Consider the following 16,113-nt stretch of genomic DNA (forward strand, 5'->3'; position numbering starts at 1 on the left):
TTTTTTTACACATTATCATATGCTTATACTTTATAATATTTTTATAATTATCTGCCCGTTCCTCCTACAGGGTCTCCAACAGTATTACAACCTCTGTCATCACATAAGTCTTTTAGAAGGACTCTTACTGCATTGCTGGTAGTACCTGCTTCAAAATCTACTTGCCATTGCACTGTATCGGTAGCTCCAAATCCAAAATAACCCGACGCACTTCCCGATACAATGAATTCTCTTTCTCCATTACTATCCAAACGAATTGTACCGGAACCATTTCTATTATTATAAGTTCGTCCATTAACGGATAGTAATCTGGAGTGCACACATTCATCCGATTCTAATCCTGACACAGTAAAGGAATAGTTATAGCGAATACTTTCGTTAGGTTCTCCTTTCAGAAAAACTCTTTTTCTTCTATTCAAACAACTATCATTAGGTTCATCTGTGCTTCCTGATCCATTGGTATTACATCGAATTGTACCTACAGTAGATTCATAGTCAAACAGAGACATAGAAACAGTTTTTGATTTGCCACCGGAAACCTTTAAACTGTATTTACCAGTATGTGATGTTTCATCTGATCTTTCTACATCTCCTTTATCATCTTGTAATAACTTTTTGAAGTCAAAATGGGAATTACTAAGAAATAATCGATCCGTGGTACTAATGGCATCCGTTGGACTATAATCTTCAAATCCGTCATATCCTATTTCCTGATACTCGCTGTTAGAAGCCACTGCAACAGGTAATGTATAGTCATATCCATATTGTGCGGCAGAATATCTGTTCAAAGCATCTTTGTTTTCTAATTCTGCACCAAAAGGGCTATATTTTGTTACCTTACTTGCAAACGTCCAATCCTTTTTATCTTTTGTCCATACACCTTCTGATGAATTATTATAAAAATTATTAAATGAAGAAAAATAACCATTAGAAGCAGTAGAGAACTCGGGGGCATCAACATCAGAATCCCTCCCTGTTAGATAGGCGTAGGATTTCACCGCTCTCCAATCTCCTCGTACATTGTATAGATAAGGATTAAACCCATATTTATGAGCCACTATAAGATCAGCATCGTTTAACTCGTTTCCATCTTCGTCTAAGATCCCATCATTTATATCATCATACAATTCCTCTAACAAACTAGGAAGACCAGGTAAGCCTTGTTCTTTTTGTGGCTTCCAATAATCTGTGTACTCTACAGCACTTGCATTTATAATTTTTGGATTTACACTATTTCCTACAGCATATTCATAATTACTTGTTGAGAAATCATTAAATATTCCATCTCCATTAATATCAATTGGATTTACCATACTTGTTACAGAAGCCATTGAGGCCATTTGTTGATTTCTATAACCGGAGCGAACAATCTTAAACTCTAAATCTTTCTTAGCATATTGCGAACATTCCTGATTAATGATAAATCCTTTACTGTTCATTAAAGTGATATCTGATGCTGTTACATTTACCACCCATAGTTTCTCTTTGGTACCATCTGGCTCTATTGTCATTAATTCATCTCCATTCCTGAAATAATCTAAATGTGTTTTACCAGCATCCAAACTTGCCAGGTTAAATTTTGGTACATCTGGAGTAGCCAATAGTTCTCCTGACATCCCAATATTTTTACTGGCTAATCCCATGCCATCATATGCCCAATGTACGGGGTAGTTGAAATTATAATAGTAATCGTCATATTCGTTGATGGTTTTAGTTAATAAAACATCCCCGGTTTGGGCATCCCAGGCAATGTTTTTTGTAGAAACCTCAGACTCCAGATCTCTGGCAATTTTCTCAACCAAAATCCCAGTCTTATGAATGACTTTGGTGGTTGTAGCCGTTCTTAGTATATCTTCGTGATTAGAATATGCAGGTAAAGGCATTGGAATAATAGCAGGATAAATCAACACTACAAATCCTGTTAAGTTCATATTGACCCCAACTAGATTGGAACTGGATTTATGTTCTCTAAATTCATTAATTACATCATAGTGTTTACCAATTGATTTATCAGTAATCACATTACCTTTACTATCAATCACCGGTAGTGTATTATCAAGCTTACCTTTTTCGTCCACGTTATATATATACTCAACTTCAGAAATTGGATCTTTTTGGTTTTCCGCAAAAACACTTTGTTTCCAAATCTTACCATTCATATCATTAGTTTCGATGGTAAATCCTTGTGATAAGGTCAAATGATTTTTATCACTTACCCCAAGTGTCAGAAGATTGAATAACACCGGAGTCGGGTCGTTAGCTTTGGTGATATCGGTATAATCAACCATCGTTGGAAAATCCCAGGTAGTATACATTTGATGAACTACTTTACCCGTGGCACTTTTCTTTACTATGTACGTATTCCCATTTTCTGTTCGCGTTCTGGTAAGGTTATTAACTTCCACCCTGCTATAGGTAACCATTGAAGAGGGAAAGAAAGACTCCCCAAGAGGTTTTTCTGCATAGTTAAACGCCTGAGGTGAAGTCAGTTTGTCCTTACCTAAATTTTCATTTCCGGGTTTTTCATCATAAAATGGTTCAACCAACGGGTTTTCTTTACTTCCATTTGGCTCAAATGTAGCGACCCCATAACTAGAACCATCGGATTTATTGTAAGTGTATTGTTGTCCATAAAACTGAGAATAGCCGGAGTTATTTTGGGTGTTGTTTACCATTGCTCCCCAAGCATCGTGCATTTTTATTTGTTTGACTCTAAGTCCTCCTCCTAATTTTCGTTTATTTGGATGTAATAGTCGTACCCAGGATTTTTCAGGTTGAAATCTTTGAGAAGATCTTTTTTCTTGTAATTTACCATTAGGTCCTATAAAAATCTCCGCAACTGTTCCGATGCTTCCCACTATTTCATTTACAATTTCTTCGAAATTATCATTAGTTGCATTACCATTTACGCTGTAGACCTGTCTATTTAAATATTTACGACCAAAATACCAGCCGGCCTTTGCTATTGGATTTACCTTTTTATTACTGTTGATAAAACCTCCTTCTCTTTTTAAGAATTTTAAAGGAATCGCAGCATAGGTTCCTTTTCTTGACGCCTCAGCAGTCGTTACTATTTTAAAAGGTGTATTTCTATCAATTTCAAAATAACCAGACACATAATCGTACTGTTCATCCTTACCATCCACCATGTTTAAAAGAGCTCTAAACTGTATAGGCTTATTGATTTGATCTCCCAGATACTTATTGATAAAATCTTGTATTGTTATCGATTCCTCTTCATCACTTAACTTCACGTATATATACTTTGCGTGATTGTTACCATCATAAAGAATAGCATTACTAACCTCATTAATATCATTAGGATTATTACCTGCACCAGTAATCTTAAACATCTGCATAGCACGACGTTTCTGAACATATTGATAATCATCAGATTCGTATTCCATCTCTAAATTACCTCCAGAAGGAAGATCTATCGAAGTTAATGTCCAGGCAGAAGCAAAAGCATCCTGTAATTTCTTGTTATCCTGTTGCACAAAAGGAAACTCAGGAGCAAGCAGTGATCCGGATACATTACAATACTCTGTGGACTCGGCAAAATCTGAATCAACTACTGGTACTTCTATACCTCTTTCATTGGGTGTAAATGCTACTTCTCCATTAACATAACGTAACTTTTCTTTGACCACCGGTTTATAATTACCCCATATGTCATAGCTTTTCAGGTTATAATCCGAGTTAAACCCTTCATAATTAAACACATAGGGAGTATATTTACCCATTTTAGAACCTCTGTAAGTAAAGTATACTTGATCTAACGTTAGTTTTCCTCCTCCGTTAAGGTTATTCGGCACTCCTTTACATAGTTTATAAGAATAATCAAAATGAGCTCTTTTAATATAGGATGCATCGTCGCCCAGCTTGTCATATTCCGGTTTTGAATACAGAGAAATACTATCTATTTTTCTCATAAAACCAGGAGTTCCTTCGTCGGTTTTTTCTCCTCTAGCACCTCTCGCATCTTCCCTATCAGATAAATGAAAGATAGCGATATGTGTTTTGGTTTCTATCTTTTTGATATATTTCAATTCTTTTTCCCCATAAAGGTAATTCGCTTTCTCATCATCTTCATTAGACTTTAATCCCTCATTATAACTTGCTTTTCTATAATCATAAGGCACTCTCCATTTATATTTTGGTGTAGATACTTCGTATTCAAATAGGGTATATGCCCCCAGGTCATTTACAGAAGGCCCGTTATGATCAATATCCTCATAGTCTGCTGATAGAACACCGGTAAGCAAATAGGAATGTGCATATGCCGGTGTTGTGATTTTGTTAAGATACTCATCACTATAACGAGAAGCATCATCTTTTGGATTGGAAAACCCAATCGTGCCGTTAGAACATTCAATATCCGGCCTGTTAGATACATCGAAAGTGGCTTCCACCTTTTTAGTATTGTAAGCCGTTTCACCATATATATAGGTACTACCATCGGGTTTAAGGATTTTCATTCCGGCTGTGTGATGACTTTTTGCGTGAGGATTCGCTTTAATAAGTGAATCATTCAACGATTCAGCTTTTGATACTTTAAGAATATTTTGATTTCTAAGATCGCGTTGTGTTCTCTTTAATTTTGAAGAATTTATCGGTTTTAGTGAGTCAGGATACGTTATACTCCCAGATAGATCTTTCACCCTATACGCCGGCTCGACACGTCTATGATGCTTAGATCCAGAAATTTCTAATTTCATAGGGCTGTTATTATGCAACTTATCGGTAAAAAGACTTTCCTCTTGATCTATCCGTCGTTCTCCTATCATTTTAAAATAGGACGGTTCATAATCCAAAGGGTTTGGGTCGTTTTCAAATTCTAAGAACTTGCCTAAGGCATTATTATTATCCACCCATTTACCGGTCTCACCAAAAGATGGTGTAACTTCTGTCTTTCCTCCTGCATAAAAATTCCAACCAACCCCAAACTTTATCCCAAGACTTCCTCCTGCTCCTTGATCGATTACCCTATGGTCGTATAAATAACTCACCTGACTTCTATAAGGCCTGAACATACCTTGGATTCCTTGCCCTTGAATAGCATATAAATCATATGTATAGTTAGAAACAGGAACAACAGTAGTATGTTTATTAAATACCCGATCTTTTTCTCTGTTAAAATCCAACACCCCATTTAGTCCTTCTCCTTTTTCAGTATTTTCATAACCAAAAGCGGGTACTCGTTTATCACGATCATCTTCATTTATCTTTTGAAAAGATCCAAAACCGTTTACTTGCCCTTGTAAATCTACTCCATATACCGTTCCTCCAACAGATCCGGCAAAACTAAAATTTCCGTGAGTAATCCCTGCTCTTTTGGTAGGTGTAAATGTGTTGTTGTTAATTGAAACATACGAAGACGGACCATTTTTAATACTCTCTTTATTATCATAAATTGCATTACCATTCAAATCGTCGGCTATGTGTTGCATTCTTTGTGTTTGAAAAGACAAACTCATCGCTTCCAACCCCTTTCTTGAGTTTATGCTTATTCCTGCGGTACCAGTAATTTGATTAGTATATAAATCCTCATTTTCCTTTGTTCGTCCAGACAAAGAAACCGTGGGAGTAACTGTGGCCCCATCTCCTACGGCAGAAGATATATCCACACCAATTTTTACATTATCATTTAATTGGTATCCTATCCCCATGGATCTTTTAAATGTTATTCCCTCATAGTTATTATGCTGTATGATAATCCCTTCGCTAAGATTTACTGGTGTTTCTAGCCCACTCCAACCAATAGTACCATTTATCCCTACACCAACGGTTCTATTTGTTTTCATGTCATTTTCATAGCGCATTATATCACCACTAAAATCATCAGGAAGACCACGTACCTGACGGTTGATTTGACCAACATTAAGATTCCAGCCCAATCCTACCCAAGAGGCTTCCTGATCCATTGTAATCCCAGAATCATACGCCAGGTTCAATGGATATCCACCAACATCCATTATCGGAATATTGTAGTTGAAATTGCCTGAAGACATACTTACCATATCAGAAGTACCAATAGGTGTAAACGAGTTGAACTCAGGTTGAGAAGGACCACTGGTTAATGCAAATAATTGCATAGGTTGCGCCATTTGCACCATCATCTGAATTGCCAAATAACTCGCAATAACTTTTGTAACCTTGCTTTTTCGTATTGTATTGATCATATCACTTAGTGTGTTATAATTTTATAACTTAATAGGTGTTTCTTTAAAATTGAATTTCATTAAACCGTTACCAAACAAATTGTCTTGGTAAATCAGTTTTATATTTTCTTCTTCCGGAATATTACCAAAATGAAGTAGTAATCTCTTAAAAGGTGCCACTTTGAAATTACGCTCGAACGTTACTCCGGAGCAATTGATGGTATCGCCTTTTTGTGTTACCACTATAAAATCCTTTTCTATATAAAAAGACATATACTTTACAGAAGATTCATAATCCCTGTTCGTATATATATCTTTCAACAAATCATCTTTATTTTTGTGCTGAAATTCTATCTCGATGATGCGCTCATTTTTAAGCGACTCATAGATAGAATCTACTTTTTGTAAATCCTTATTTCCTTCATTTTTTAGAATATAATATTGTAATGGAACCAGAGTAGCCTTGTAGTCTATATTTGAAAATGAGTGCGAAACTGATTTTGATTTCCAACCAGATTGCTCCAGATTATATAGCTTATATTCTGTAGCGGCTATTGGTTCCTTTTTTTCTTTTTGACAGGATAAGACCAGTAATATCCCGATCAAAAAGAAAATAAATTCCTTTTTGAGTATCATAATTCTAAAAATTGTGATTTAATTTACGGGATTACTTTTGTAGTAATTTTTCTAGCTTTTGTAAGCGTTTTTCTAACGCGTCATTTGCTTCTTTCTGCTCTTTTATCGCTTTTTCCTGTGCAATGGTGTATAATGTAAGTTCCTCTACTTTTTCTAGCAACTTCATATTCATCTCCTTCAGGTTCACACCTTGTGCTTCCATTTCTGATGCAGATGGAATATTCGGTAAGTGTCCTTCTTGATCAATATAATCCTCAACTTCTTTTAAAGTTTTCAATTTATAGTCTTCATAGAATACATAATCTGGGGCTATTACTCCTAATAAATCAACTTTTACCTCTTGTACATGTAATTTACCTTTTACTGTAAGTGCGTATCCTGGATCCTCTTCTGTAGTACCGATAGCGATTCTACCATTGGTATAAATTGCGTTTTCAATCAAAGCCGTACCATCTTTTACAATAAATTTATGATTTTGATCTTCCAAATAATCCCCATAACCTGCAATCACAACTTTAGAGTTTGTAAGTGGCATTTGTATTGCTGCTCGGTCTTGTCCTTCTCTGTCGTTATGATCTAACGTAAAAAAGTGTTGATTTCTATTGCTCTTAAAAGCCATTCTCGAAAAATCATCTCTAAAGTACCCATCTTGCCTTACAATACTATTTTTATCTATAACGGAGAATCCCAAACGTTCGTTAGTGCTAGTACTGGGAGAAACACTAAAATTAAAATTTCTGTTATAAGCATCTATCTTTCTACCAACATTCAAGGCTACCCAATTTTCAGGGTTATCAGGTGCTTCTACTTCTATTCTTGAAGATCTTAAATCTCCATCTATACTAGTGCTACCACCTACAGCAAAATTATATCCATCTGGGATAGTATTGGTGTTAACCCCTAATTGATCTGTAGCAAAATCTCCGTAGATTAAAGGTATTTCAGAACCATCATTATGTATAAATAGTTTATTATCTCCTTGAATCGTTTCCCCTGCTCTATTACCAATATAAATATTACCGTTACCTGTAGTATTATTAAGACCAGCACTGGCACCTACAAATACGTTATTTAAACCAGAAGTGTTATTTGTTCCGGCATCGGTTCCCACAAAAACATTGCTTGGATCCGTAGCTGTATTTGGATCTGTCTGATTATTTGTATCCGAACCGTTCTCCGAATATAATGTTGCCACCTCAGAATCTGACAATGTTCGGTTATATACTCTATAATCATCTAAATCTCCAGCAAAAAAAGCACCATCTGCTACATAATGCTTACCAATATTAGCAGTTGCTAAAATTGTATTCATAATTTTACTTAAATTGTTTTTTTCTGCTACTTTTATTCCATCCACAAAAAGGCTTATAAAATCTGAACCGTCATTCTTTGCACGCCATCTCATCACCACATGATGCCACACATTCTCATCCCAATGCGATATATTAAATGTTATATCATTCCAACTATTAATACCACAAATTAAACTTGTTCCATTACTTCCGCCGGTTCCCCCTTTCCATAAAACAATTCTCTGTGCAGTGTAACTTGAGGTCGGGTACGTATCAAAAAGCATCCAATGATTTTGATCTGTACCGGGACGAGTCGGTTTTATCCACGCTGAAATAGTTCCCTGAGTAACATCAATACCATTTGTTCCTACTTGGATATAACTATTACTCCCATTAAAACTATATGCAGAATTAGCCATACCCAACCGATCCGTCGTTGGAACTGCGCCTATGACTGAACCGTGGTTACTATTCGCTGTTTGATCCAGTGCGTTCCCATCAAATGGGAAATATGCTACTAACCCATCATTAACAGATTGCGCAAAAGACCAAAAACTAATCATTGTGATCCCTATGATTAAAAATGCTTTTTTCATTTATTATTGAATTTTACTTGTTATCAATTTCCCTCGTATCTATTATTAGCATATTGCAATACCAATTCTGTAATATCAATCCCCTCTTCTGCAAACATAATATTACCATTACCTTGGGTACCCAAGATAATTTTATATTGATTTGCTTTTCCGTATTCCTTTATATATTGATTTAATCGATTCCAGACTTGTTGACTCACTTCTTTAGAAAAATATTCATTCATTTTTCTCAGTTCCTGATCTTCTGATCTTAACTGAGTTTCAAGTACTGTTGTTTTTTCTGTATTGTTCTGCTCTTTGAAGATGGAGTAGATGGTATACAGACTGTCTAGTTTTTTCTTTTGCTTTGTAATTTTCTCATTATTGATTTTTCCTAGATCTTTTGACATATTAAAACCGTTAAACAGAATAACATTGTCTACGTAAACAATTTTATTCTCAGACCTTTCCGTAAGACAGAATACTATAGAAATGAAAATGGTAACTAAAAGCGAGATATTGCAAATTACCAGTAAAAGTAGGTAGTTTTTTTTCAAGATGGTTACATTTTATTTTGGGAGGGCAAATATATGTTAAAAAAAACAAAAATATACGTTAATACCGTAACAATTTTGATTTAATAATTTATTCATACATCGCAACTTTAAAACATATAATTCCCTTAAATTTTTATATTATTTTTTAACAACTATGTAATATTTTCACACCGATATGATCCTTTATTACATTCGTCTATAAGTAGGTGTCAGAAGAGAGACTTTTGTTACCACGAAAATTCCACTTTTTTTTCAAAAAACATAAAACATTCGATAAACAATGACCTTACAGCTATTTTTTTTTTAAACACAGCTGCCTTTAGGAGAAACTCTTCTTTAAATAAGAAATAATTCCCGTCGGCTAATGAGAGAATATAAATCTTTAATCCCTAGTTCTGTTTTCCAAAATTGCGGATATCTTTTCCTAGTTGAATAACTATTTTATCTTCAGCAATATTCTTGATTACTACATCCTGAATGCTAGCTCCTTTCCGAACACGTTTTAAAACACCGTTTACTCTTAACAGCCCTAATTTAGAGGTACTTTCTTTGGATTTTATAAATCCTAAATATTCAATTCTCGGCCAATTCTGTGTCATTAGAGTCTTGGCTCGAGTTGATTTCTTGGGTGTTGAAGAAACAGGCGGTAGGGACTTTCTTTTTGTAATGATTTTTCCCAAAAAAGGATCTCTATTTGGTATATCCAAATCAAATGTATCCTTTTTGCGTAGTAACACTTTAGGTGGACTAACCAATGCATCTGCAGTTACCACCACCTCATTTGTCAAAAAATAAGGTGCGGCAAACTTATAAAGCACCACTGCCCAAATAAGAGCTACAGCAATAATAAGAATGGTATTTATTTTTTTCTTTTGCATTAATCAATAATAATTTGATTTGCATCACTAAACTCACCAGAATTTCCGGCATCATCTTCTCCCTTAACCCTCCAAAAATAAGTATCTGCAACAGTAAAGGTAAACGTATACTCGGTTGTTGGGATAGGATTAGAATTTGTTTCTATTACATCATTAAAACTATCATCGGTAGCGATCTGAATTGTACTTCTAATCCCTGATGTTATTGGTCCTATATCTGTATAAGACCATTTAAAACTGATTTCCTGATTTAAAGAGCCTGTCTGACCTGTAGTGGGTTCGGTTAAGGTTGGTTGTGGAGGATCCTGGGTATCTATAGAAAAGAAATGTGGGAAAAATTGACTCATACTTGAATCATTTATCGCTTGTATTTCCCATTTATATCTACCGTCTTCCGGTATAACAGAATTCCCTATGCTAATAGATGTGACACTGATATTATTTCCATCATTATCAAATACGAGTGTTTCTGTATTCTCATCTACTTTAGAAATCTTTATCTTGTAAGAAGTAGCTGTACTAATTGGTTCCCAGGAAAATGTAATATTTGTGTTATTCAAGAATTGTTCGTTTACAGGACTTACTAATGTTACCTGTTGATCTGATAAATCTTCTGATGAAACTACTGAGAATGACGAATCAAAAGAATATGCAGTCTGGTAAGCAAAATTCTCTCCTCTTACTCTCCATTGGTATGTTCCTGGATTCATTGCATAGTTAAAGACTGAAGTGTTCACTAAAGAATCCAAAATAATCCTATTCGAAACCGTATTATTCACTTGTATACGATACTCATCAGCTCCATCGATTGGGTTCCATCTGAACTGAACGGAATTTCCTTCAATTTGTGCCATATCTTGCGGAGTTATAATTGTTATCAAATCATTGGTGATATCATCTTCTATAATATCGTCGCATCCGATAATAAAACTCATACATACTATAACAATATGTCTAACGTATTTTTTCATAATTCTGAAATATAATTTGTTCGAATAATTTTTTTCTTCGTGTTCTTGGTTCTTTTTCTATATAAAACTTGAGACTTACTACCCTAGAAAAATCAAAAATTTTCTCATACTCATAAGTAGTGTTTAATAGATCCGAGTAATTCCCTGTTAGAATCAATCGGTTCGTATAAATATTGAAATATTCATCACTGGCTTTATGAATCGCTTCAAGTTTTACTAATTCTGTATCTGTATTTATCTCATTAAATGTATTAAGAATTTCCTGCTGTACAATATCTGGATTGGCAACCTCCTTACCAATTAACTTATCCAGATACGATACCTCTGCAATCAAATTGGTAATACGTTGTTGAGAGTTACTAACCTTCTCTAACTTCATCTTAGAATCTTCTACTAATGTAGCGGCATCTATGGTCATACTAAAAGATCGTTTGTAAGCAGTAATCCCTAAAACCACCATCAGTGCCAGTAACGCGAAAAATTTCTTTTTATAGGATAAATTTTCAAACATCGAATTTTAGTATTAATCTGATTTTAAAAGAATTTGTTCTGTTCTCTCTTTGAAAATCAATGATTTCTAAGTTATTGATCCAAGGTTGCGCTTTTAGTTTCTGTATCCAGGATGTAAATGATTCATTTGATGAAGCAGTTCCTTCTAAATCTATTACATTATTGCTAAAATTAATTCGCTGTTCTGCTTTAATCTTTGCGGTAGTTGGAAATATATCTAACACTTTAAGATTGATCTCTGTTGGTACTTCTTTGGTTATCTCTGCTATATAGAAACTTAGAAAATTACTATCACTAAGTCCTGATTGCTTCAAAATTGCTTGTTTATTTTCTTTATCTTTTTCCAGAGAAACTAATTTAGAATAAGCAACATTTTGTTCTCTTAGCTCTACTTGTATCTTGTGATGTGCTTCTTGATAATGACCTAATAAAAGATAGCTTATTAATAATGAAACTAAAAAAAACGAAAGTGTACATATTCCAACAATATTGAATGCTTTTTTATAGGTAAATTCTTCCCTTCTGGACAACATGGTATCAGTCTCGGAACTCATCGCTTCATTTGGATATAAATAATGAAGGACATTTGCAAAACAAAGGATATCTTCATTAGACAAATTTTCATCGCCAATTACATACTCAATACTATCCTGCTCTTCTCTTTTTTTGAAATCCACTAAGGATGCTCCTTCAAAATACAATGAAGTATTTTTAGTTTGTAACACTTTTTCTTCCATTAGAGGTCGAACTGAAGTTATGACAAAAGGACCAATAGAAAAATCAACTATAGTAATCTGAGCTTTATCGAATAACTCAATTTCTGTATCTACAATTTCTTTTCTGGCTACAGAAGCATAGATTTCTCCATCTTGTCGATATTCTTGCCAATAAAAATCATCCGGGTCCGCGTTGAACAATATTTTAGATTGATATCCAGTATCATTTTTCACTTTCTTAGATAAAATTCCTTGACCTGTAATAGACAGTATAACAGGTTTGTTTTTAGAAAGTCTGGTTACTAAATCCTCAAAGCTTGAAGTAGAATAACGATCTATAATCGTGATACTATTCTTTTTCTTCTGAATTTCGACCAAACTAAATTCCTTCTGATCAGTATCTAAATGAATCTGAACAGACTGAATCTTGTTTCCTAAAAGGATATTATTTAGAAGTTTCTGGATCATTAGTAAATTACTGTAGGCTTTATAAATACGTGTAATTTGGATTTATCTCTGGCTTTTCTTTTACTACTAAAAAACCACTTGATAATCGGTATTCTCGATAATACGGGAGTGCCGCTACCTGAGTTCTCTCGCTCTAGTTCATCTAATCCTCCTAACAATATCATTTCATTATTTCGCACCCTTATCAGTGACTCGAATTTTTGTGTGGACTTACTCGGCGGAGCATTTTCTCCAGCTCTTCCGATAAATGCACTTTTTTCTACTGCGATTTCTAAAGTTACGTGTTCGTCAAGAGAAACAAAAGGTTTTATGTTTACGCTTAAATTTGCCTCAGTTGGTTTCCATTGACCGGATTGCAAAATATTATCATTGACACCGGTGTTGATTAATCTATTGGTTTGCTCAAAATAGTAATCTGTCTCTCCAATAGAAATACTTGCTTCGTGACCGCTCAATGTTGCTATCTTTGGTGTAGACTTAAGATTTACAATAGAATTGTTTTCTAAGGCAGTTAGGTTAGCATAGAAATTTTTAGTGACTTTACCTATATTAATAATGCCTAGTCCATTGAAAGCATCTATTAATTGATTTATGGTACCCGAATTTATTGTAACATCTGTATTAGGAAAAATATTTCCCTGAGTTTTTACATCTTCTGATCCATCTCCAAGAATTGCCTGTAAACCTGTTTGAATGTCGTATGACTTATTATACTGAACAACTAATACTTCTATTTGTACTAAGGGAACTACTTTGTCCAACTTTCGGATAACTTGTGCAAGCTCAACAATTACTGGTTTGGATCCGGAAACCAACATCCCGTTAAGCTCTACAAATTCCTGAATTTCTACATCTTGAGTTAAAGATTTAGGAAGAGTAGCTAATACCGATTCAATAGTTCTATTTTCGAGCTGTATGAGTTCAGTTGCTCTTAACCCTGCGGTAGTTTCTTTTCCGATCAGGTAAAACTCGTCTGATTTGTTTACTGCAAATTTTTTACCTCTGAATATGTGACGTAATAAACTATCAAAATCTATTTCTTCAGAGAAGATGGTAGTGATAATCTCATCAGGTTTATCATACATCGCATAACCAAGTTGTAACAACTCTGCTGCTTTTGTTATTATTTCTGTAGCGTTTGCATCATAGGCCTTAATGCTTAGATAACCATTATCTCTTAATTTAATATCTAAATCTCCAGAAATATTGCTGTTAGAAGATCGCGATGACCTTCTTCTACTGCTATTTCTATTCGTGTTATTTGGGGTATCCTGTACCTCTACATCCTTTGACAGGAAATAGAAACCATTCTCATCTTGTTCTGAAACCAGTTGATTAGATTTGGCAATCATATCGATTACCTGATCAAAAGGTCTGTTAATAATGTAGGCTGAGACGCTCATATTCTTTACATCTGGTGCCAGTACAATATTCTTATTTGACAATTCTGTAATCTTTGCTGCTACAGATGGTAAGGAGTCATTTTTTAGCTTAACAGAAAGAAAATCATTTTGTTTACTATAACGAATATCTAACTCTTTTTTAGGTACAGGTTTTGGAGCTTCTTTGATTATTTCGCGCTGTTTGAAAACAATGATATTGTTCATAAACTCTACTTCCAGGTCATAGGTCCTAATTAGAAAAAGGTATACGTCTTTTACTTTTACATCATAAAAGTTACTGGTTACCATTTGATTAAGTCCGGGATCTGCTACCACATTGAGCTTGTGTTCTTCTCCCAATGAGGTTATAATCTCAAAAAGTGTTAAACCAGAAACATCCAATTGGGTAACTTCTTCTAAACCAATCTTTGTTTTGGCGATTTCTTCTAGCTTTTCTTCAATGGTAACTGCTGTGTTCTGAGCGCACAGTACATTGATGGTTAGTATAAAGCTAATTAATAGTAGTCTTTTTATCATCCCTTATTTTTCTATAATAATTGAGTATACCTCCTCAATAGACGTTATTCCTTTTTGCACTAATCGAATCGCTTTCCCCGATAAACTCGATGTAGAGTAATCTGAAATGGATTCTTCCAGATTTGTTGAATTTTTCTTTATTTCCTGAGTTAATATGCTATCAATAGGTATGATCTCATAAATCGCGGTTCTTCCTTTATAGCCTGTATAATGACAGTGCCCGCAACCTTTAGCTACCCAATGTTCCTGTAATTCCTTAAAAGCATCATTTTTATATTCGTCACCTTCTAAAAATGTCTGTTCTTTGCAAGACTCACATAGTTTTCTAACCAATCGCTGTGCTACAGAAATTTTTAGTGTTTCTGCAATAAGAAAAGCAGGTACTCCCATATCAATTAATCTAGATATGGTACCCAAAGCAGAGTTTGTATGAATAGTAGATAAAACTAAATGTCCTGTAAGACTTGCTCTGATCGCCATTTCTGCTGTGGCACCATCTCTAATCTCTCCGAGCATAATAATATCTGGATCCTGTCTTAAAAATGTTTTAAGTGCACTAGTAAAGGTTAGACCTATGTCTTCTCTTAATTGTACTTGATTTATTCCTTTTAGTGTATATTCGATAGGATCTTCTACCGTTACAATATTACTCGTAACCTTATTTAATTCTTTTAGACTAGCATATAAGGTTGTAGTTTTACCAGAACCTGTGGGACCACTGATAAGGATAATTCCTTTGGATGCTTTTAAGGCTTCCATATAAAGTTCCTTTTCATTTTGTTCCATCCCCAATTTATCCATACTAAGATGAGCGGTATCTCTTCCTAGTATACGCATTACGATTTTCTCGCCATGTAAAGTTGGAAGAATTGAAACCCTGATATCAAAATCATCATAATTAATCCTACCATCTTGTGGCAGTCTTTTCTCAGTAATATCGAGATTGGATTTAATTTTGATCTTATTGACTAATTCAAGATAGTTTTCTTTCTCTATTTTATATTTTTCAGTGAGTTTCCCATCTATTCGATATCTAATTCTGGCTTCATCTTTAAATACCTCAAAATGTATATCACTACTTCCTATCGCTTTTGCTTCAAATATTAATTCTTCTAAAAAATCCTGAGAATTAGATCTAAAACTATCTGTTTTTGAAGTACTTTGAGATTGGTTAGAATCACCTTTTCTATAATATAAAATTAAAGCTCGATTAATTATGTCCTCAGCAACCGGATACAAAACTATGGTCTTACCTAAGATTAACTCTAACTCCTCTTTTACAGCTTCTTTTGCTGCAGTTTCTTTTATAAAAAGACTTAGTTGGTTACCCCTATCTTCTTTTGGAACAATTTGATAATTATGCGCCAAATCTGCGTTAATAATTTGCTGCTCCTCTGTAGTTAATATAATTTCTTTTACTATATCCATAA

At 34.4% G+C, this 16,113-nt stretch carries 10 protein-coding genes; all 10 read right to left on the reverse strand.

Annotated features, from left to right (window positions below):
* Window positions 1–47 precede the first annotated feature (47 nt).
* The gene (locus tag ACE94K_RS17275) at window positions 48–6,182 is read right to left on the reverse strand and encodes a hypothetical protein (protein ID WP_378175200.1); all 6,135 of its coding nucleotides are present in this window, start codon (window positions 6,180–6,182) and stop codon (window positions 48–50) included.
* Between the two features lie 21 nt (window positions 6,183–6,203).
* Window positions 6,204–6,797: a hypothetical protein gene (locus tag ACE94K_RS17280; protein WP_378175203.1), complete on the reverse strand. Its 594-nt coding sequence runs from the start codon at window positions 6,795–6,797 to the stop codon at window positions 6,204–6,206.
* A 31-nt stretch (window positions 6,798–6,828) separates the two neighbouring features.
* Complete coding sequence (locus ACE94K_RS17285; RefSeq protein ID WP_378175205.1) at window positions 6,829–8,685, reverse strand: LamG-like jellyroll fold domain-containing protein; 1,857 nt, start codon at window positions 8,683–8,685, stop codon at window positions 6,829–6,831.
* A gap of 23 nt (window positions 8,686–8,708) precedes the next feature.
* A complete protein-coding gene (locus ACE94K_RS17290; protein WP_378175208.1) occupies window positions 8,709–9,074 on the reverse strand; it encodes an OmpH family outer membrane protein in 366 nt (121 codons plus the stop codon).
* 536 nt (window positions 9,075–9,610) lie between these two features.
* Window positions 9,611–10,099, reverse strand: coding sequence for a hypothetical protein (locus ACE94K_RS17295; RefSeq protein ID WP_378175211.1), 489 nt, complete (start codon window positions 10,097–10,099; stop codon window positions 9,611–9,613).
* Window positions 10,099–11,070 (reverse strand): hypothetical protein, encoded by a 972-nt coding sequence (locus tag ACE94K_RS17300; protein WP_378175214.1) that lies wholly within the window; start codon window positions 11,068–11,070, stop codon window positions 10,099–10,101. The genes ACE94K_RS17295 and ACE94K_RS17300 overlap by 1 nt, the downstream gene beginning before the upstream one ends.
* The gene (locus tag ACE94K_RS17305; protein WP_378175217.1) at window positions 11,054–11,581 is read right to left on the reverse strand and encodes a hypothetical protein; all 528 of its coding nucleotides are present in this window, start codon (window positions 11,579–11,581) and stop codon (window positions 11,054–11,056) included. The genes ACE94K_RS17300 and ACE94K_RS17305 overlap by 17 nt, the downstream gene beginning before the upstream one ends.
* A complete protein-coding gene (locus ACE94K_RS17310) occupies window positions 11,574–12,764 on the reverse strand; it encodes a PilN domain-containing protein (protein WP_378175220.1) in 1,191 nt (396 codons plus the stop codon). Before ACE94K_RS17310 ends, ACE94K_RS17305 begins: the two co-directional genes overlap by 8 nt.
* The gene (locus ACE94K_RS17315) at window positions 12,764–14,683 is read right to left on the reverse strand and encodes a type II secretion system protein GspD (protein WP_378175223.1); all 1,920 of its coding nucleotides are present in this window, start codon (window positions 14,681–14,683) and stop codon (window positions 12,764–12,766) included. The genes ACE94K_RS17310 and ACE94K_RS17315 overlap by 1 nt, the downstream gene beginning before the upstream one ends.
* A gap of 3 nt (window positions 14,684–14,686) precedes the next feature.
* On the reverse strand, window positions 14,687–16,111 hold the full coding sequence (locus ACE94K_RS17320) for a GspE/PulE family protein (RefSeq protein WP_378175226.1): 1,425 nt from the start codon (window positions 16,109–16,111) through the stop codon (window positions 14,687–14,689).
* Window positions 16,112–16,113: the final 2 nt, after the last annotated feature.

Source organism: Aquimarina besae (assembly GCF_042434905.1).
Taxonomy (GTDB): domain Bacteria; phylum Bacteroidota; class Bacteroidia; order Flavobacteriales; family Flavobacteriaceae; genus Aquimarina.